Source organism: Kribbella caucasensis (assembly GCF_004361855.1).
Lineage (GTDB): Bacteria > Actinomycetota > Actinomycetes > Propionibacteriales > Kribbellaceae > Kribbella > Kribbella caucasensis.
Genome location: NZ_SNWQ01000024.1, coordinates 59,269 through 77,525, shown reverse-complemented (window position 1 = coordinate 77,525; position 18,257 = coordinate 59,269). Strand labels below are relative to the sequence as shown.

Annotated in this window: 17 protein-coding genes; 9 read left to right on the top strand and 8 right to left on the bottom strand. The window is 67.9% G+C overall.

The genetic code is table 11. From position 1 onward, the window contains the following. The first annotated feature begins 44 nt into the window (after positions 1-44). From EV643_RS35750 to EV643_RS35715, 8 genes are all read left to right on the top strand, one after another. Positions 45-1,343, top strand: coding sequence for an aconitase X (locus tag EV643_RS35750; protein ID WP_133804636.1), 1,299 nt, complete (start codon positions 45-47; stop codon positions 1,341-1,343). Next, a complete protein-coding gene (locus EV643_RS35745) occupies positions 1,343-1,753 on the top strand; it encodes an aconitase X swivel domain-containing protein (RefSeq protein WP_166665704.1) in 411 nt (136 codons plus the stop codon). Before EV643_RS35750 ends, EV643_RS35745 begins: the two co-directional genes overlap by 1 nt. 121 nt (positions 1,754-1,874) lie before the next feature. After that, positions 1,875-3,140 (top strand): branched-chain amino acid ABC transporter substrate-binding protein, encoded by a 1,266-nt coding sequence (locus EV643_RS35740; protein WP_133804634.1) that lies wholly within the window; start codon positions 1,875-1,877, stop codon positions 3,138-3,140. 67 nt (positions 3,141-3,207) lie between these two features. Continuing rightward, a complete protein-coding gene (locus EV643_RS35735) occupies positions 3,208-4,302 on the top strand; it encodes a branched-chain amino acid ABC transporter permease (RefSeq protein WP_133804633.1) in 1,095 nt (364 codons plus the stop codon). Next, entirely contained in the window at positions 4,299-6,110 is a 1,812-nt protein-coding gene (locus EV643_RS35730; protein ID WP_133804632.1) for a branched-chain amino acid ABC transporter permease, read from the top strand. Before EV643_RS35735 ends, EV643_RS35730 begins: the two co-directional genes overlap by 4 nt. Positions 6,111-6,121: 11 nt before the next feature. After that, entirely contained in the window at positions 6,122-6,904 is a 783-nt protein-coding gene (locus tag EV643_RS35725) for an ABC transporter ATP-binding protein (protein ID WP_133804631.1), read from the top strand. Beyond that, on the top strand, positions 6,901-7,626 hold the full coding sequence (locus EV643_RS35720; protein ID WP_133804630.1) for an ABC transporter ATP-binding protein: 726 nt from the start codon (positions 6,901-6,903) through the stop codon (positions 7,624-7,626). The genes EV643_RS35725 and EV643_RS35720 overlap by 4 nt, the downstream gene beginning before the upstream one ends. Before the next feature lie 213 nt (positions 7,627-7,839). Then, positions 7,840-8,652: a DUF6299 family protein gene (locus EV643_RS35715; RefSeq protein WP_133804629.1), complete on the top strand. Its 813-nt coding sequence runs from the start codon at positions 7,840-7,842 to the stop codon at positions 8,650-8,652. Between the two features lie 57 nt (positions 8,653-8,709). Here EV643_RS35715 and EV643_RS35710 read toward each other — a convergent pair whose 3' ends face one another. From EV643_RS35710 to EV643_RS35680, 7 genes are all read right to left on the bottom strand, one after another. After that, the gene (locus EV643_RS35710; RefSeq protein WP_133804628.1) at positions 8,710-10,089 is read right to left on the bottom strand and encodes an LVIVD repeat-containing protein; all 1,380 of its coding nucleotides are present in this window, start codon (positions 10,087-10,089) and stop codon (positions 8,710-8,712) included. 82 nt (positions 10,090-10,171) lie between these two features. Further along, positions 10,172-11,554, bottom strand: coding sequence for an LVIVD repeat-containing protein (locus EV643_RS35705; protein ID WP_133804627.1), 1,383 nt, complete (start codon positions 11,552-11,554; stop codon positions 10,172-10,174). A 362-nt stretch (positions 11,555-11,916) separates the two neighbouring features. Continuing rightward, entirely contained in the window at positions 11,917-12,243 is a 327-nt protein-coding gene (locus EV643_RS35700) for a hypothetical protein (RefSeq protein WP_133804626.1), read from the bottom strand. Further along, positions 12,240-13,625 carry a DUF4331 domain-containing protein gene (locus tag EV643_RS35695; protein WP_133804625.1) on the bottom strand — a complete coding sequence of 462 codons (1,386 nt, stop codon included), beginning with the start codon at positions 13,623-13,625 and terminating at the stop codon, positions 12,240-12,242. The genes EV643_RS35700 and EV643_RS35695 overlap by 4 nt, the downstream gene beginning before the upstream one ends. A 12-nt stretch (positions 13,626-13,637) precedes the next feature. Beyond that, entirely contained in the window at positions 13,638-13,886 is a 249-nt protein-coding gene (locus EV643_RS35690) for a hypothetical protein (RefSeq protein ID WP_133804624.1), read from the bottom strand. A gap of 344 nt (positions 13,887-14,230) precedes the next feature. Further along, the gene (locus EV643_RS35685) at positions 14,231-16,444 is read right to left on the bottom strand and encodes a heavy metal translocating P-type ATPase (protein WP_133804662.1); all 2,214 of its coding nucleotides are present in this window, start codon (positions 16,442-16,444) and stop codon (positions 14,231-14,233) included. A 95-nt stretch (positions 16,445-16,539) separates the two neighbouring features. Continuing rightward, on the bottom strand, positions 16,540-16,764 hold the full coding sequence (locus tag EV643_RS35680) for a heavy-metal-associated domain-containing protein (RefSeq protein WP_133804623.1): 225 nt from the start codon (positions 16,762-16,764) through the stop codon (positions 16,540-16,542). A gap of 92 nt (positions 16,765-16,856) precedes the next feature. Here EV643_RS35680 and EV643_RS35675 point away from each other — a divergent pair, with 92 nt between their 5' ends. Further along, the gene (locus EV643_RS35675; protein WP_133804622.1) at positions 16,857-17,267 is read left to right on the top strand and encodes a heavy metal-responsive transcriptional regulator; all 411 of its coding nucleotides are present in this window, start codon (positions 16,857-16,859) and stop codon (positions 17,265-17,267) included. Positions 17,268-17,327: 60 nt separating this feature from the next. Here EV643_RS35675 and EV643_RS35670 read toward each other — a convergent pair whose 3' ends face one another. Then, a complete protein-coding gene (locus EV643_RS35670; RefSeq protein WP_166665703.1) occupies positions 17,328-18,170 on the bottom strand; it encodes a F510_1955 family glycosylhydrolase in 843 nt (280 codons plus the stop codon). Positions 18,171-18,257: the final 87 nt, after the last annotated feature.

Sequence of the window (18,257 nt, the reverse complement as noted above, 5' to 3'; positions counted from 1 at the left end):
CCATGTGCGCAGCCTCATACTGGGGGCTGGAGGTGTGACGCGACTTGTCCAGGACCGAGCTCGTTCTCACTGCAGAAGAGCTGCGGATGCTGTCCGGCGAGTACGGCGAGGGGATCGCGATGGCGATGCGGATCGTGGTCGGCCTGGGCCGGATCGTGGGTGCGCAGCGGATGGTGGAGATTACCTCGGCCCACGTCGATTCGTGCCTGTACCACGGCCAGGTCAGTCTCGACTTCGCCGGCCGGCTCGTCGAACTCGGTGCCTCCGTGCGGGTGCCGACGACGCTGAACGTCGGGTCGATGGATCTGCTCCACCCGGGCCTGATTCGTACGAATACCAAGGCCGAGCGTGAGGTCGCAGCCGGTGGGCGGCGGTTGATGTCGGCGTATCTGGCGCTCGGATGTGCGGCGACCTGGACCTGCGCGCCGTACCAGCTTCCGGCTAGGCCTGGCCTGGGGGATCACATCGCCTGGGCGGAGTCGAACGCCATCGTCTTCGCGAACTCGGTGCTCGGTGCGCGCACCGACCGCTACGGCGACTTCGTGGACATTTGTGCCGCGATCACCGGACGGGTGCCCTTCTCCGGCCTCCAGACCGAGGAGGCCCGCAGAGGAACGGTGGTGTTCGACTGCAGCGACCTCGAACGCGCCCTCCTCGGATCCGAGCTGGTCTATCCACTCCTGGGCCAATACGTCGGTTCGGTCGCCGGTAGCGAGATCCCAGTCCTCGTTGGCATACCGGCGGACGTCAGCGAGGACAGGCTGAAGGCGTTGGGTGCGGCGGCGGCGTCCTCCGGTGGAGTGGCGATGTTCCACGCTGTGGGAGTGACGCCGGAGGCAGCCACACTTGAGGATGCACTCAAGGGCAGAGAACCGCTCAGCGTCCATGGTGTCAGTCCAGAGGATCTGCGGGCGACGCGGGCCGAGCTGTCGACTTTCTCGTCGGGACGCATTGACGCGGTGAGCGTCGGGACGCCGCACGCCTCCTATGCCGAGTGCGTGGTGCTTGCAGATCTTCTCCGCGACGGTCCGCCGATCCGCGACGATGTCCGCTTCTACCTGTCGACCGCCCGGGCGACGTTGGCCCTCGCCGAGAAGACCGGCGTACTGCCGATCCTTGAGTCCGCCGGAGTGACGGTTGTCGTCGACACCTGTACGTACGTGACGGCGATCCTGTCGCCGGCGGCGAAGCGCGTGATGACGAACTCGGCCAAGTGGGCCTATTACGCGCCGGCCAACATCGGGGCCGAGGTCGTGCTCGGATCTGTGGAGGAGTGTGTGGCATCCGCTCGGCTGGGTCGTGTCGTCCTCGATGACGCCTTGTTCGGGGAGGCATCCAGGTGATGATCCATGCCGAGGCGCTCACCAGTGGCACCGCGGAAGGGAGCACCATCCGGCTGACCGAACCGCTGTCATTCTGGGGCGGTACGGACGCCCGCGGGCGGATCGTCGACGCGCGCCATCCGCAGTACGGTGTTGCGCTGGCGGGCCGCGTGCTTGTGATGGAGTCAGGTCGTGGATCGAGTTCGAGTTCGAGCGTGCTGGCTGAGCAGATCCGCTCGCGGGCCGCGCCAGCGGCGATCGTGTTGGCCAGATCTGACGCGATCGTCGTCCTCGGTGCGATCGTCGCCGCTGAGCTCTACGGTCTCGAGATGCCGATTCTGCTGGTGGAACCACCGGAGCATGGGGAGATCCCGTCCGGAACCGTCGTTCGGGTCGAGGCTACGCCGGGGGAGTGCGGGATCTCCTGGTAGCCGTGTTCGCACAGGGAGTATCTGCTGCCGGACCGCATCTCGCGGGGTCCACTCGGAGTAGCATCAGCCACATCGCCACGGAACTCGCGTGGCGGAGCAAGAGCCTCCTGGAGGAGGTGCGATGAGTACACGCAGGAAGCAGTTCACAGCCTGTCTCGTCGGAGTGCTGGCGCTCATCGGCGCCGCGTGCGCACCGGAGGAGGAGAAGGGCGCGGGCTTCACGCCCGGCCCCCTCGGTGCGGTCACCGTCGACACGGGCGCACCCATCAAGATCGGGCTTCTCCAAGCGATCAGTGGCGACACCGCCAGCCTGGGCACCGACCAGGTGCGGGCGGTGGAGATCGCGATCGAGGACAAGGGCGGGAATCTTCTCGAGCACCCGATCCGGACCCAGGTCGAGGACGACCTGTGCAAGGCCGAGGGCGGGACCACCGCCGGTCAGAAGTTCGCGGCCGATCCCCAGATCGTCGCAGTCATCGGAAGCAGCTGTTCCGGTGCCGCGGTGCCGGCGATGGAGATCCTTTCGGGCAAGGGAATCCTGATGATCTCGGGGTCGAACACCTCGCCGATCCTGACGTCGGATCTGCGAGGTAAGAAGGGCACCGCCAACCAGAAGGGATACCTCCGCACCGCACATAACGACATCATCCAGGGCCAGGCGGCGGCCAACTTCGCGTTCCAGAAGCTCGGAGCGAAAAAGGCGGCCACGATCCACGACGGTGATCCGTACACCGAGGGGCTGGCCAATGCGTTCGGCAACTCCTTCAAGGAACTGGGCGGAACCGTCACGCTGGCCACCGCCATCAGCAAGGGTGACACCGACATGCGCCCGGTCCTGACCGAGGTGGTCGCATCCAAGCCGGACATCGTCTTCTTCCCGATCTTCCAGCCAGAGGCCGACTTCATCGTCAAGCAGGCGAAGGGGTTCCCGCTGCTGGCCGACACGAAGAAGCTGTTCGGCGCCGACGGTCTGCTGTCCAACACGTTCATCGTGATCGGCCAGACCGAGGGGATGTACTTCTCCGGACCGGCCACCCCGACCGGAGCAACGTACACGGACTTCGTCGGAAAGTATGAGAAGAAGTTCAGCGAGAAGCCCATCCAGGCCTTCCACGCACACTCCTACGATGCGGCCAACATGGTCTTCGCCGCTATCGAGAAGGTGGCGGTGAAGGAGAACGGCAAGATCCACATCGACCGGCAGAAGCTGATGGACGCGGTCTACCAGACCAAGGACTACCAAGGTCTGACCGGCACCCTCAGCTGCGACGAGTTCGGCGACTGCGCCAACCCGAAGATCGACATCGTCCAGAACACGGCGGCTCAGAAGACGATCGACCAGGTCCGGGGCAACGTGCTGTTCACGTTCGAGCCACCGGCCCGCTGAGCGCACGGCCGGGCATCCCAAGGAAGCGGGGTGCCCGGTCATGCTCGGCTGACGTGCGAGGAGGCACATGGCCAGGACCAACTCGCTACGACGCGGACCGGTGGCCGCCCGACGGGTACGACGGCTTCCGGTCGTCGACGCATTCCTCTGGCTGGTCCGGATCGCGGCGATCGCGCTGCTCCTGATCGGTGCCGTCAGCAGTATCAGCAGCGCCCGGCTGAGCGGTCAGCAGTGGCGCGATCTCGTCGTGTTCGGTATTGCCCAGGGTTCTGTCTACGCGTTGGTCGCGCTCGGCTACACGATGGTGTACGGCGTGCTCCGGTTCATCAACTTCGCCCATGGCGAGGTGTTCATGATCGGCGCGATGACCGGCTACTTCGTGACCGACGGACTGGCCCGTACGGCGTTGTGGGACGCCGCTCCGATCCTGGCGCTGCTCATCACGCTGATCTGCTGCATGACGGTGTCGGCGCTGGTCGCCCTGCTGCTCGAGCGGGTTGCGTACCGGCCGCTGCGGGGTGCTCCGCGGCTGATCCCGTTCATCACCGCGATCGGCGCGTCGTTCTTCCTGCAGTACACGATGGCCAGCCTGTTCGGTACGTCGGTGAAGGCCTACCCGGAAGTGGACATTCTCAGCGGGACGTTCGATGTCCTCGGTTTCCGGATCCTCCGGGTGCACCTGCTGGTGATCGTCGCCGCCCTGTCGATCATGGCCGGCCTGTATCTGTACGTCGAGCGGACCCGGGCGGGCAAGGCGATGCGGGCGGTCGCCGAGGATCCTGAGATCGCCCGGCTGATGGGGGTCGACGTCGATCGCACGATCGCTCGGGTCTTCGGCGTCGGTGGCGCGATGGCGGGCGCCGGCGGTCTGCTGTTCGGGCTCGTCTTCCAAAACGTGCATTTCCTCAGCGGATTCCTGCCGGGCATCAAGGCGTTCACCGCCGCGGTGCTCGGCGGCATCGGCAACATCCCTGGCGCCGCTGTGGGCGGGTTGACGCTGGGCATGGTCGAGTCGATGGGACCGAGCCTGGTGCTCGTCGGCCTGGGCATCCCGGCCGCCCATCAGCTCAAGGACGTGGTCGCGTTCCTGACCCTGGTCATGGTCCTGATCTTCCGGCCCACCGGCATCCTCGGCGAGCGGGTACGCGAGGACCGAGCATGACGACAGTCGTCGAGGCACCGGCTGCCGCAGTCGGCTCCAGAGTGGTCATGATCGGACTCGTCGGCGGCGCCGTGGCCGTCTTCGTGTCCGCCAACGGCATGGTCGAGGCGTTCTCGGAGCGCGAGTTGCTCGACGGTCTGACGCTGGGTGCGGTGCTCCTGCTGTCCATCCCGCTGCTGGTCGGGTACGTCGCCGGGCGACGGCAGCCGGAGCTGGAGGGCTTCGCCACCCGGCCCCCTGGCTGGCGGAACCCTGCCACCGGGCTGCTTGCGGGATTCATCAGTGGCGTGACGATCGGCGCGTTCGTGCTGCTGATCGCGACGGTCGATCTGCGCGGCGTCCTGCTGAACGTCACCCCTGAGCTCGTCCGCGACGATCCACGGATCCTGACGTTCGGGCTTGAGCCTGGTGCGGGGGCAGGCCTGCTGGTGGGTCTGTTTGCCGTACTGGGTGGTCTGGCCGGCGCGATCCAGGTGCTGCCCGACCTTTGGCGGCGGGCGGTCCTGGCGGCGGTGGGATGGGTGCTGGCGTTCGGGTTGATGCAGGCCGTGGTCAGCCAGGTGCTCCGCGGCCTCCAGCAACAGTTGCGGATCTGGACCGAACCGCTCGCCGACTTCCTATACGACACGAGCGGCGCCCTCAGCATCGCGGGGATCACCGTTGTGGCTGTACTCGGGTTCTGCCTGCAGTTGCTGGGATCGCGGAAGCCTCGCGCCCTGGTCAACGCCCGGCTCGAGCGACTCACAGACCGGTCTCGCCGGATCGTCAGGGTCGCAGTTCTGGCCGCGGCCCTGCTGTTACTCGGGCTGCTGCCCCAGGTGCTCGGCTCGTTCCTCAGCGAGGTGCTCAACATCGCCGGCATCTTCCTGCTGATGGCACTCGGACTGAACATCGTGGTCGGCTTCGCCGGCCTGCTCGACCTCGGCTACGTCGCATTCTTCGCCGTGGGCGCCTACACGACGGCGCTGCTGACCTCTCCACAGTCGAGCCTCGGAGTCGGATGGATCTTTTGGCTCGCGGTGCCGTTCGTGGTTCTCGCCGCGGCGGTGGCGGGTCTGCTCGTCGGTACGCCCGTACTGCGCATGCGTGGCGACTATCTCGCCATCGTGACCCTGGGCTTCGGTGAGATCGCCCGGCTGCTGTTCCTGTCCGACTGGCTGAAGCCGACCTTCGGTGGGGCGCAGGGGATCATCCAGGTCGGTGACATCACTGTCGGGCCGGTCGGGGTCCGCACCCCGCAGGCGTTCTTCTACGTGATCTTCGTGTTCGTGCTGCTCGCGGCGTACGCGACGTACGCGCTGCAGGACTCCCGGATTGGGCGCGCCTGGATGGCGATGCGTGAGGACGAGTCGGTCGCCGAGGCGATGGGGGTCGATATCGTCACCGCGAAGCTGTCCGCGTTCATCGTCGGTGCCGTGCTGGCCGGGTTCGGCGGCGCGCTGTTCGCCACCAAGATCGGCTCGGTATTCCCGCACAGCTTCAACGTCATCGTGTCGATCACAGTGCTGGTGGTGATCATCGTCGGCGGTATGGCCAGTGTGCCCGGGGTCGTCCTCGGCACGATGGTGCTGGTCGGCCTGCCGGAGTTGCTGCGCGAGTTCGAGGAGTACCGCTTCCTGATCTACGGTGCCCTGCTGATCTTCATGATGTTGCGGCGGCCGGAGGGGTTCATCCCGAGCAAACGCCGGGCCGAGGAGTTGCACGAGGAGGAGATCGCGCAGGACGAATGGCTGAAGACCCAGGACACCGGCTCTCGCCCAGAGCCGGGCTCTCGGCCAGAGCCGGGCTCTCGCCCCGAGCCGAGTTGAGGGGGACCGGCATGGCACTGCTCGAGATTCGCGGTCTGACCAAGGATTTCGGCGGGGTCCGGGCCGTCGACGGCCTCGACCTGGACGCGGCCGAGGGCGAGATCGTCTCGGTGATCGGTCCGAACGGCGCCGGCAAGACCACGCTGTTCAACCTCGTCACCGGGATGACCCGGCCCGACCGGGGTGAGATCGTCTTCGACGGGCACGGCATCGTGGGTCTGCGGCCCAGCCAGATCATCGAGCTCGGCATCGCCCGGACGTTCCAAAACGTCCGGCTCTTCCCGGAGATGAGCGTGCGGGAGAACGTCATGGTCGCCCGGCACTGCCGGACCCGGTCGGGGATGCTCAAGGCGGTGCTGCGGCCGCCGTCGTTCCGGCGGGAAGAGGCCGAGACCCGGGAGGCGGCCGAGCGGGCGCTGGCGTTCTTCGGCGCCCGGCTGGTCGGGTGGCGGTTCGACACTCCGGCGCGGTCGCTGTCGTACGCGAACCGGCGACGGCTGGAGATCGCCCGCGCCCTCGCGTCCGGCCCGAAGCTGCTCCTGCTCGATGAGCCGACCGCGGGGATGAACCCGCACGAGACCGGCGAGCTGATCGGCCTGATCCGGCGGATCCGCGACGAGATCGACGTCACGATCGTCCTGATCGAGCACGACATGCGGTTGGTGAAGGGAGTGTCGGAGCGGGTCGTCGTACTCGACTACGGGCAGATGATCGCAGAGGGCCGGTACGACGAGGTCGCGAGCAACGAGCGCGTGATCGAGGCCTACCTCGGGCGGAAAGCGAGCCCGGCATGACCGATCCCCAGCCGTTGCTCAGCCTGCGCGGCGTCAGCACGCACTACGGCGCGATCCAGGTGCTGCGCGACATCGACCTGGAGATTCACGCCGGCGAGGTGGTCTGCCTGCTGGGCGGCAACGCCAGCGGCAAGACCACGATGCTGAAGACGATCCTCGGGTACGTCGTCCCGACCCGCGGCGAGGTGCTGCTCGACGGCCGGCGGATCACCGGCCTGCCGACGCAGCGGCTGGTCGGCCTGGGGGTGTCGATGGTTCCGGAGAACCGCCGCTTGTTCAAACGCATGACCGTGCGCGAGAACCTGGAAATGGGCTGCTATCTCAGGAACGACAGCGAGGAAGTCGCGAAGGACTTCGAGCGGGTCTTCGCACTCTTTCCCCGGGTGCGGCAGCGGTTCGGGCAGCGGGCCGGGACACTGTCGGGTGGGGAACAGCAGATGGTGGCGATGGCCCGGGCGCTGATGGCCCGGCCGAAGGTGCTGCTGATGGACGAGCCCTCGATGGGCCTGGCTCCGGTCCTGGTCGAGCAGAACTTCGAGATCATCCGCGAGATCAACGAGCAGGGGACGACCGTCTTCGTGGTCGAGCAGAACGCGACCATGGCCCTCTCGATCGCCGACCGCGGTTACGTGCTGCAGACCGGGAGGATCGTGCTGTCCGGCACGGCCGAGAGCCTGCTGAGCGATCAGCGCATGCGGACGGCGTACCTCGGCGAACTCTGACCGGCCAGGCTCCACCGGCCCGAACAAATCGCCTCGGAGGTGCGTCAATTATGCGAGGGGCGCCCCGGTGGGCGGATGACCTGCCGGGTGAGGATGCCGGCGCCGCTCTGGGCCGGGGGAGGGATCACGGGCCTGCCGGGCGACGGCCGTCGGGAACAGCGTCCAGTTGCGGGCGCAGGCTTGCGCCCGCGAGCACCCAGCAGGAGCGGCAAGATGAGACACCTTCGAAGCGCGGTTCTGTCCGCGCTCGTGCTCGGCACCCTGATCACGTCCGCGGGCACAGCGCTCGCGGCGGCGCCGGGCAACGACACGTACGGCGGCCGCACGGTGGTCGGGGCCGTCCCGTTCACCGACAGCCTCGACACCACCGAGGCGACCACCGACAGCGACGACACCGACATCAACGCGAATTGTGGAGCACCCGCGAACGATGCCAGTGTCTGGTACGAGTTCACCCCCGGCGCAGACGACGGCATCGCGGTCGACGTGTCTTCGTCGACGTACTCGGCCGGCGCGATCGTGGCGACCGGCAGCCCGGGTAATTGGAGCTTGGTGGCCTGTGGACCTGGAGCAGTCGCGTGGATGGCGACCGCTGGTACGACGTACACGGTGCTGGTGTTTGACGACCAGCTCGACGGTGGCGGTAACGGTGGAACGCTCAATCTCACGATCGGCGTGATCCCGCCGCCGCCAACGGTGGACATCACCGTGAACCGGTTTGCGCAGTTCAACAGCAGGACGGGCACGGCGACGGTGAGCGGGTCTGCGATCTGCACCGGTGAGCCGGACTTCACGGCAGTGGAGACCACGCTGTCGCAGCAGGTTGGGCGGTTCACCGTGCGCGGCATCGGCTTCTCCGACATCCTGTGCGACGGCACCCCGCGGCTGTGGAGTGTCGAGGTGCTGCCGGACAACGGCAAGTTCGCCGGTGGCAAGGCGGCGAGCGTCACGTTCGCGTTCGCCTGCGGGCCGTTCGAGTGTGGGATCGACTTCGAGGAGCGCATCGTCCAGCTACGCGGTAGGTAGCCCCGGCGGTAATCCGACCGGGCCCGCGCGCTGAGGCGGGCCCGGCCGGGGAGCGGGTCACGGAAGTGAGAACTCCTGGGTTTGTGGGTTGAGATGGCCGAGGCGCAGGGCGCCACCGGTCGTGCTGTCGCTCAGCCGGAAGACGTTCAAGCCCTCCGTGATGCTCGACTCGTAGATGAAGTTGTTGTACCAGTACGACGACCACGCTCCGCCCAGGTCTGGTGGAGCGATGACGGGCGGATCGGACCAGCCCACGGTGACCGGGTTGGCCGGATCGGTGAATTCGGTGACCCAGGTTCCGGCCTGGTAGTGGCCACCGACTGCGACGTAGCGGCCGCTGCGCAGCGGCACGATGTTGTAGTTGTGGATCGTGCAGTTCTCGCCGACGCCGTCCTGGCCCCGCGGCAGCGTCCACTGGCCGAGCTTGGCGCCAGTGGTGGCGTCGTAGAAGAACATGCTCTTGTCCACCGCGGGGTCGGCGGTCTGGCACTCAGTGTCCGCGCCACCACCGGGTTCCCAACCGGCGGCGATCACTTTGCCGTCCCATGTGAAGACGCTGGAGTGCCAGCGACCGTTGGTACCGGCCTGCCCGACACCTGGCTCGGTGATCGTGAACAGGAGCACCGGATCCTCGGGGCTGCCGCCGGGCGTGCTGTTTGCGCCGATGTCGAACACGTTGATCGTGTCGGCGCTCGCACAGACCACCTTGTTGACCGAGCCAAGGATGGCGCCGGCGTCGTGGCATCCGGTGCGGACGTCCGTCGTCGGTCCGGCCAGCGGTTCGCGGTGGATCAGGGACGCGGCGGCCGGGTCGTTCACCGGAACCGCGATGACGTCCATGAAGTCACCGACCGGGTCATCGAGTGCGCGCGTGCCGTCGACACAGCCCGCGCTGCTCGAGTTGTTGCTGTAGATGATCAGGCGTCCCTGTGAGACCCCGGCACCCGTCAGGGTGTGCGAGCCACAGGGAAGCGAGACGGAGGCGACGAGCGCGGGGTCCGCGAGGTTGCTGATGTCGAAGACGTGGACGCCTTCCCATCCGGCCGGGACGGTCTGGCCGTCGCAGAGGCGGGGCATTGTCTTCTTGGAGTTCCACGACCGGACCAGGATGTCGCCGGAGACGAAGATGTCTCCCTGGTCGCCGTTGCACCGCTGGTGCAGGATCTCCTGTGGATTGTCCGGGTCGGCGATGTCGATCACCCGGAAGCCGTCGTAGTTGCCGTGGAACGCCAGCCTCCCGCGGAAGGCGATGTCAGAGCTGATGTGGCGCACGCCATCCGGCTCCCCCAGGAATGTCGCCGGGTGTGGACTGTGGCCCAAGGCATGCATGTTCGGTGTGTGCGGGTTGGTCCCGTGGTCGGCGAGCGCCGTCGCCGGGACGATCAACAGCCCGGCGCTCAGGATCGCGCCGAGGACAAGACGGATGTGCCGTGACATGGATTGCCTCCAAGTCTTGTCGGATGTGTCAGGCACGGACCAGGACGGCCGGCCCCAGCGATAGAGGGCCGGCCGCAGGTCATCATCGGAAGAGGACTTCCTGGGTCTGGGGGTTGTCGCGGCCTAGGTTCGCCGCGCCGGCCACCGCCGGATGGTTGAGGGAGAACACATCGAAACCACGAGTGATGTCGTTCCCGTAGATGAACCCGTTGTGCCAGTACGACGACCAGGTATCCGCGGCGATCGGGTCACCGGCCCGGTAGAAGCCGATCTCGACGGGGTTGGCCGGGTCGGTCAGGTCCGCCACCGTCGTACCGGCCGTGTAGGCGGCCGAGACGAGGATGTCCCGGCTCACCCCTGGCACCAAGTTGAAGTTGTGCATCGTGCAGATGCCGGTCTCGGCGCGTGGCAGCTTGTAGTGCCCGAGCTCCGCGCCCGAGGTGACGTCGTAGATCCAGACGGCACCGGTCGTCGGTGGGTCCTGCGCGCGGCACCGCGGCAGAGAGCCGCCGCCCGCCTCGTCTCCGAAGACGACGCGTTCGCCGTCCCAGGTGAATTGCGCCGAGTGCCAGGCCCGGACCTCCTCAGTGGACAGCGTGTGCAGCACCTTCGGAGCGGTGCGGTCGCTGATGTCCCAGATCTGGCCGACGCTGAGACACGCTGCCGCCGCAAGCTCGAGCGGTTTCAGCACCGTTATGTCGTGGCAACCCGTCGTGTCCAGCAGGAAGCCCGGCGGCACGAGATCGTCGAGCTCCAACCGGGACGCGTCGAACACGGGCACGTCAGTCGTCGCCGGCGTCGCCACGACCTTTGCCTTCTCCGGGTTCCGCAGCGGGACGTGGATCACCGAGATCTTGCCGTGGTCCGCCTGGCAGTGCGGTCCGATCGACGTCGCCGTCAGCCCGAACGATGACACGTAGACGAACAGGCTGCCGGTGCCCGCCGGTGCGAGCGTGTTGGTGTGCGAGCCGCAGTCGGTGCGTACCGACGCGAGGTGCTTGACGTTGCTCGGATCCCGTACGTCGAAGATCCGCACGCCTTCCCAGGCGGCGGGGTTCGCCGCCGTGGTGTTGGCGCTGTCACAGCTGGACTTGGTCTGCGGTGTGTCGACGGACGAGAACAGCAGGCCGTTGTAAATGGACACATCGCCCTGACCGCCGTTACAGGGGAAGAACGTGACCTGCTGTGCGCTCGCCGGATTCGAGATGTCGATGATGCGGAAGCCCGAGAAGGACCCCGCGTAGGCGTACCGGCCCTCGAACGCCAGATCCGACTGGGTCGCCGTGCCCACCTTGGGCAGGTTCTTCAGCAGCGTCATGTTGTCGCTGTGCAGATCCGGAGCACCACCGCCGGTAGGCGGGTGGGTGCCGTGATCGTCCGGATCGTGTGCGCCCGCCGTGATCGGGACGAGCAGCAAGCCCGCGACCGCCATCCCGATCGACAGGAGACGCCATCGCCGTCTCATGTCCGAACTCCTCTCAAGAGACGCGCAGTGGCGTTGCCGCCACTGCCGGTGAGGGCGGGACGCCGCAGCAGGATCGCCGGAACCGCCGGCACTCCGCCCCCTGTAGTGATCGGCTGATGGGCCGATTCACTCTGGTTCTCTCCCCGTGGTCGGTCAGCGGCTGGCGTCCACCCCGCGCGAGAGGCATCGGCGGAACCTAGCGGACTCGCTCAGACCACGACCTCTACCGACGATCCGCACGCCTCCCTGCGATGTCAAGGCTCGGCGAAGGCCAGACCGATGCGATCTTTCGCAAACTGGGCAATCCAGCGTGCTTCAGGCCTCGACAAGGCGATTTGGAAATGAGCTGGATGGTGGCGGTGTCAGGTGTTGGGCCAGGTGGTTTGGGTCACCCGGCCGCCGGTAACGGTTGCCCGGACGCGGACGGGGCCGGCCGGGCGCTGGTACAACTCGTAGGTCCCGGCCTCGAGTTCGCCGAAGACCGCCGAGCAGACCGCACCGGCCGGCGAGGGCCGCCGCAGCACTTCGACATGCGATAGGTGGCCGCCGTGATCGGGCACGTGCCGGGCCTCGATCTCCGCCCCGGCTAGGGAGGCCGGCATGGTCACGACCAGTGCGCCGACACCGCCGCCGATGTCGAGCAGCACGGCGCCCTGACCGGCGTACGGGTTCTCCTGGCTGGACATCATGTGGCCGGGATGCCGGGCTTGGTCTGGTATCCGCCTGCCGGCGTACCCAGGTACGGGAACGTGGTCAGGTACGGCGCGTTGGTGTTCGAGGTGCCGTCCTTGATCGCGGCCGCGGCGCCGTCCGGTGTGAAGGACGGGTCGACCAGCGGGATGGTGGCGCCGGCGATGGCTCGTAGCTCTACTGTGACGACGTCGTCGAAGACCCTTCTGCCGTTGGGGAATCCGGCCGCGTCGCCGCCAACCAGGCCGAGCGGGTTCGGCGACGTCGCCGGCGGTACGGCGAGGTTGAGCCGCAGCAGGTCGGCGAGGACGGACCCGGTGGAGTTCTGGAACCCGGGCGCCACACCGGGTGGGATGCCGGTCAGCAAGATCGCGGTCAGGTCGGCTCGTGGCTTGGTGTAGGCGGCCAGGTTTGGGAACACCCCGGGGTAGAGCACCGGCAGCAATCCGGCCAGCTCGGGCCTGGACACGTACTTGGCGAACTCGCTGTCCTTGGATGGCGGCAGCGCGTTCCAGCGGTCCTTGGCCGCCATCGGCACGATCACCTCGTTGAACAGCGGGTTCCCCAGTCGCGAGACCTGGTTGAACGGGCCGTGCCCGGTGGTCCGGCCGGTCGAAGTGTCGTAGATGCGGGACTTGCGGCGGCTGGCCGTGGCCCACACCCCTACGACGGACTTCGGGTTCAGCGGATCGGTCGGGGTCGTCCCGTCCCGGGTCAGCTCGCGGCGGGGTACCTGGATGGCGATGGTGTGGACGTTGAGGCCCTGGGTGCCGTTCACGCCGACGGCGGCCGCGGATGGGATCAGGTGGAGGTGCTGGAACGGCCGGAGCGTGCCGAGGTCGAAGATGCTGCCGAGGTCGACGAAGAACCCCTCGGCCCGTTGCCCGGCGAACACCTTCCGGCCGCCGGTCAGGTGGTGCGTGGCCAGCGCGGTGAAGCGCGCGTAGTCGTTCGTGCTGCGCGGCCCGATGTTGACCGGTGGGCAGGGCAGCGATCTCGCCAGCACCTGCGGCTCGTTCTCGTAGCCGCGGGTCACCTTCGTGACCGAGTAGAACTGCGGGCGGTTCCAGTTCGGGTCGTCCAATGCGCCGATCGGGCCGGTGTTATAGAGGAACGTGTTGTTGTTACGGATCTTGGTCGTGAACCTGAATAGGTAGCTGATGTCCGCGCGTGCGTCACCACGGTTCGAGATGTGGATCCCGTACAGGACGTCGTCACCGAACTCGTAGAAGTTCGGGCCACCCTGCGGCGACTGGAACGGGATGAAGTTCGCGATCAGGGTGACGGAGTCGGGCCGGTCCGGACTGACGAACGCGTAGACGTCGGTATTGTCGGCCACCGGGTCCTTCGAGATCTCGGGAGCCTCGCGATGCGATGACATGACATGCCCCCATCAGTCGCGGCCGGCCGGGCGGGCCGCTTGGACGAGCCTGGCGACCAGGTCGGGGTCGTGGACCACGACCTCTTGTTCGCCCACCATGATGGACAGCTCAGAGCTACTGACGTCCCTCGCGTAGGCCACCAGCGGCCCGCTCGAGGCGTGCGCGCGAGCCACCGGCTGGGCGACCGCTCCAGGTGTCGCCGCAATCGCAGCGCCTGCGCCTGCCATCGCCAGGAATCCTCGACGCGTGGCGTTGTTCATGACACTTCCCCTCCCTGTGAAGCCGGTTGGTCCATCGATCATTCGGGGGGCCGGAGAAAGGCGCATCGCCGGCTCGGACGAGGAGATACGGAACACCGTCGCTTCAGGAGCGATCACACCAGGATGCCCGTTTCGCCGCCGGCAACGTCCGTCAGCACCCAGACCGCGTCACCACCAGCAGGTCTCAGCACAACAGATCTTGGCGCGGCGGCCATGCGATCGCCCCCTCGGCGGCCGTCAAGACGCCCCAGGTATCGCAACGGCCGCAATCCCCTGATCACCTCACGGTCGCCCTGGTTCGGGAGCGAGTCAAGACCAATTCAGTCAGCTCCGATGGCGCTCGGTCACCATCGTCCACTGGGTTGGGCGCTGCTGAAGCGCCGGAGGCGCAGGCTGTTGGAGACGACGAAGACGCTGGAGAAGGCCATGGCCGCGCCGGCGATGAGGGGGTTGAGCAGGCCTTGGGCCGCCAGTGGCAGGGCGGCGATGTTGTAGGCGAAGGCCCAGAACAGGTTGCCCTTTATGGTGCGTAGTGTGCGGCGGGCGAGCCGGATCGCGTCGACGGCGGCGCGGAGGTCGCCGCGCACAAGGGTGAGGTCGCTGGCTTCGATGGCGACATCGGTGCCGGTGCCCATGGCCAGTCCGAGGTCGGCCTGGGCGAGTGCGGCGGCGTCGTTGACGCCGTCACCGACCATCGCCACGACCCGGCCTTCGTCTTGCAGCCGTTTGACGGCGTCGACCTTGTCCTTGGGGAGGACCTCGGCGATGACCTCGTCGATGCCGACCTCGGCGGCCACGGCGCGGGCGGCGGTGTCGTTGTCGCCGGTGAGCAGCACGGGTCGGAGCCCGAGGTCGCGCAGCCCGCGGATGGCGTCGGCCGAGGTGGGTTTGATCGTGTCGGCGACCACCAGCAGTGCCCGGGCGGCGCCGTCCCACGCGACGACCACGGCGGTGCGGCCTTGTGCCTCGGCCTGTTTCCGGGCCAGTTCGAGTTCCTCGGGCAGGTCGACGCCGTGCTGATGGAGCAGCGCTGCGCGTCCGATGAGTGCGGCGTGGCCGTCGACGACTCCTTGTACGCCGAGTCCTTCGAGGTTGCGGAAGTCGGTCATGGCCGGCAGGCGTCCTGTTTGTTCCGCGGCGCCCGCGGCGATGGCTTTGGCGATGGGGTGTTCGGAGGGGTGTTCCAGGGCGCCGGCGATTCGCAGGGCGTGCTGAGCGTCGACATCTGTGGCGGTGTGCACGCTGACCAGGCTCATCTTGCCGGTGGTGACGGTGCCGGTCTTGTCGAGCACGACGGTGTCGATCCGGCGGGTGGATTCGAGGACCTCGGCTCCTTTGATCAGGATGCCGAGCTGCGCGCCGCGGCCGGTGCCGACGAGCAGTGCGGTCGGGGTGGCCAGGCCGAGCCCGCAGGGGCAGGCGATGATCAGTACCGCGACGGCGGCGCTGAACGCTGTCGACGTGTCGGCGCCGTTGCCGAGCCAGAATGCGAGCGTGGCGACGGCGAGGACGATCACGATCGGCACGAACACCGCGGAGATCCGGTCGGCGAGCCGCTGGATCTCTGCCTTGCCGTTCTGGGCTTCCTCGACCAGCTTGGCCATCTGCGCCAGCTGGGTGTCGGCGCCGATCTTGGTGGCCCGCACGATCAGCCGGCCGCCGGCGTTGACGGTGGCGCCGATGACGGTGTCGCCGGGGGCGACCTCGACCGGGATGGATTCGCCGGTGAGCATGCTGGCGTCGACGGCGGAGCTGCCGTCCTCGATCACGCCGTCGGTGGCGATCTTCTCCCCGGGCCGGACGACGAACCGGTCGCCGACGGCGAGCTGGTCCACCGGGATGCGTTCCTCGTGGCCGTTGCGCAGTACGGCGACGTCCTTGGCGCCGAGTTCGAGCAGCGCGCGGAGTGCGGCGCCGGCGCGGCGCTTGGAGCGGGCCTCGAAGAAGCGGCCGCTGAGGATCGCCGCGGTCAGGCCGGTGGCCACCTCGAGGTAGATGTTCTCGGCGGCCATGCCGCGCTGCACGGTGAAGGTGAACTCGTGCCGCAGACCGGGCCTGCCGGCGGCGCCGAAGAACAATGCGTACACCGACCAGAGGAACGCCGCCGCGACACCCACCGAGATCAGTGTGTCCATCGTGGCGGCGCCGTGCCGCAGATTGGTCCAGGTCGCGCGATGGAACGGCCAGGCACCCCACACCACGACCGGCGCCGCCAGGGCAAGGGACAGCCACTGCCAGTTGGTGAACTGCAGCGGCGGGATCATCGCCAACGCGATCACCGGGACGGCCAGGGTCAGCGAGCCGATCATCCGCTGCCGCAGGGAGAGGGTGCGTTCGTCGTAGGCGTCCTCGGCCGCGTCGCGGTCCGGGGCCGTGGCCGCCCGGGGCAGTTCGGCGGTGTAGCCGGTGGCCTCGACCACCTTCACCAGCTCGACCGGATCCAGGTCGGCCGGGAAGCTGACCCGGGCCTTCTCGGTGGCGAAGTTGACCGTCGCCGCGACGCCGTCGACCTTGTTCAGCTTGCGCTCGACCCGCGCCGCGCACGAGGCGCACGTCATCCCGCCGATCAACAGCTCGACCTGCTGCACGGCCGGCGCAGCGTCCGTCTCGTCGCGCACGTTGGCGTTCGGTTGGTCCCCGTCCGATTCGATGGTCAAGATCGGCCCCCGTTGTCTGTGGCCAGCTCGTAGCCAGCCTCGGTGACGGCGGCTCGCACCTCGTCGGTCGGCAGTGCGTCGTCGCTGGTCACCGTGACTCGGCCGGTGGCCAGGTCGACGTCGACCTGGCGGACTCCGGCGAGTGCTCGCAGCGAGCCGCTGACCGCGTCGACACAGTGGCCGCAGGTCATCCCGGTGACGATGTAGGTGGTCTGGCTCATGGTGCTCCTCCGCCCAGTGTCCCCGCGCCAGGTCGCGGGCTTCTGGCACCAGTGTCAACCTTCCAGTACGCTGGAAAGTCAAGGGAGGCGTCATGAAGATCGGTGAACTGGCCGCGCACACCGGCACGACCGCCAAGACCATTCGCTTCTACGAGCAGTCCGGCCTGATGCCAGAGCCCACCCGCAGGCCCAGCGGATACCGCGACTACAGCACAGAGTTCATCGAGCGGCTCCACTTCATCCGCCGCGCCCAGGCCGCCGGCCTCTCGCTGCGCGACATCCGCCAGGTGTTGGCCATCCACGACCGCGGCGAAGCGCCCTGCGGTCACGTCCGCGGCGTACTCGGCCAGCGGCTGGACCAGGTCCGGGCGCAGATCGCCGAGCTGATCACCCTCGAGACCCACCTCGAGGCACTGCTCGCCCACGCCGAGCAGGACAACGACACCGACCACGACAGCTCGACCGTCTGCTGGATCCTCGAAAGCGAACCGGACAACGCCTGAGGCCGACCTGCCGCCGTCCGCGGCCTTATGGCCAATCGGGTGGGGCCTGCGGCGGCGGGATCAACCGCGGTAGCGCAGCCGGAAGGTCCGGCCGCCGTCGGTCGAGGTGTAGATGCCCGACTCGGTGGCTGCGTGGACGATTTGGCTGCCGTCTGCGATGAGGGCTTCGGGGCGGCCGTCGAGCGAGCCTCGCTGCTCCCAGGTCGCTCCGCCGTCGCTGCTGGCCATCACTGCCCCTGTCACGGTGACGCCATACACGAGGTCGGCGGCCGGCCAGGCCAGGAAAACCAGGGGCGGTGTTCCCGTCACGATGGCGAACGAGCGGCCGCCGTCAGTGCTTCGGGCGAGCCCGTCCTGGAGGGTGGCCAGGATGGTGTCGGCCTCGGTGGGGCTGACGGCGAAGTCGACCAGCGGGGTCAGTCCGCGCGACTCCCAGGACCGCCGATCCGTGCTGACCATGAACTGAGAGCTGGCCGCGTCGAACCCGTAGACCCGGCCGTGAGCGGCTGCCAGCACATGGAAGTCGGCCCTCCCCTCCAGCGACAGCGACTGCCAGGTCTCGCCACCATCGGTGCTCTCGATCAGCCCGAGTCGGCTGGGCTTGTCCTCGCGCAGGTCGGGGTGCCCGCTGCCGAGGAAGTGGCGTGGCCCGACCACCGTGAAACCCATCGTGTCCTGGTATCGGTCTGCGATCCGGGTCGCCGTCCCGCTAGCCGGGATCCGGAACACGCCATGGTGCGTCGCGGCGTACAGCGTCCCATCCTTCGGGTCGACGCCGAGGCCATGAACGTGCGCCACTCCCGGGTCCGATCCCGCGGCCGGGCTACCGGCTTTGTCGTCCGAGCCAAACAGAAACGGGAGTGCCACCGCGAGAACGACGGCGAGGACGGCGACGAACACCACGGGCGCTGCCCAACGTCTACCATGGTCGGCTTCGTTCGTCCGAGCGGCAGCCGCCGGAGGTGGCTTCCTCCCCGCCGCCTGCCGTGA

Coding starts and splice junctions, on each gene's coding strand:
- EV643_RS35745 (WP_166665704.1), top strand. CDS start 1,343: ATGATCCATGCCGAGGCGCTCACCAGTGGCACCGCGGAAGGGAGCACC.
- EV643_RS35740 (WP_133804634.1), top strand. CDS start 1,875: ATGAGTACACGCAGGAAGCAGTTCACAGCCTGTCTCGTCGGAGTGCTG.
- EV643_RS35735 (WP_133804633.1), top strand. CDS start 3,208: ATGGCCAGGACCAACTCGCTACGACGCGGACCGGTGGCCGCCCGACGG.
- EV643_RS35730 (WP_133804632.1), top strand. CDS start 4,299: ATGACGACAGTCGTCGAGGCACCGGCTGCCGCAGTCGGCTCCAGAGTG.
- EV643_RS35725 (WP_133804631.1), top strand. CDS start 6,122: ATGGCACTGCTCGAGATTCGCGGTCTGACCAAGGATTTCGGCGGGGTC.
- EV643_RS35720 (WP_133804630.1), top strand. CDS start 6,901: ATGACCGATCCCCAGCCGTTGCTCAGCCTGCGCGGCGTCAGCACGCAC.
- EV643_RS35715 (WP_133804629.1), top strand. CDS start 7,840: ATGAGACACCTTCGAAGCGCGGTTCTGTCCGCGCTCGTGCTCGGCACC.
- EV643_RS35710 (WP_133804628.1), bottom strand. CDS start 10,089: ATGTCACGGCACATCCGTCTTGTCCTCGGCGCGATCCTGAGCGCCGGG.
- EV643_RS35705 (WP_133804627.1), bottom strand. CDS start 11,554: ATGAGACGGCGATGGCGTCTCCTGTCGATCGGGATGGCGGTCGCGGGC.
- EV643_RS35700 (WP_133804626.1), bottom strand. CDS start 12,243: ATGATGTCCAGCCAGGAGAACCCGTACGCCGGTCAGGGCGCCGTGCTG.
- EV643_RS35695 (WP_133804625.1), bottom strand. CDS start 13,625: ATGTCATCGCATCGCGAGGCTCCCGAGATCTCGAAGGACCCGGTGGCC.
- EV643_RS35690 (WP_133804624.1), bottom strand. CDS start 13,886: ATGAACAACGCCACGCGTCGAGGATTCCTGGCGATGGCAGGCGCAGGC.
- EV643_RS35685 (WP_133804662.1), bottom strand. CDS start 16,444: ATGACGTGCGCCTCGTGCGCGGCGCGGGTCGAGCGCAAGCTGAACAAG.
- EV643_RS35680 (WP_133804623.1), bottom strand. CDS start 16,764: ATGAGCCAGACCACCTACATCGTCACCGGGATGACCTGCGGCCACTGT.
- EV643_RS35675 (WP_133804622.1), top strand. CDS start 16,857: ATGAAGATCGGTGAACTGGCCGCGCACACCGGCACGACCGCCAAGACC.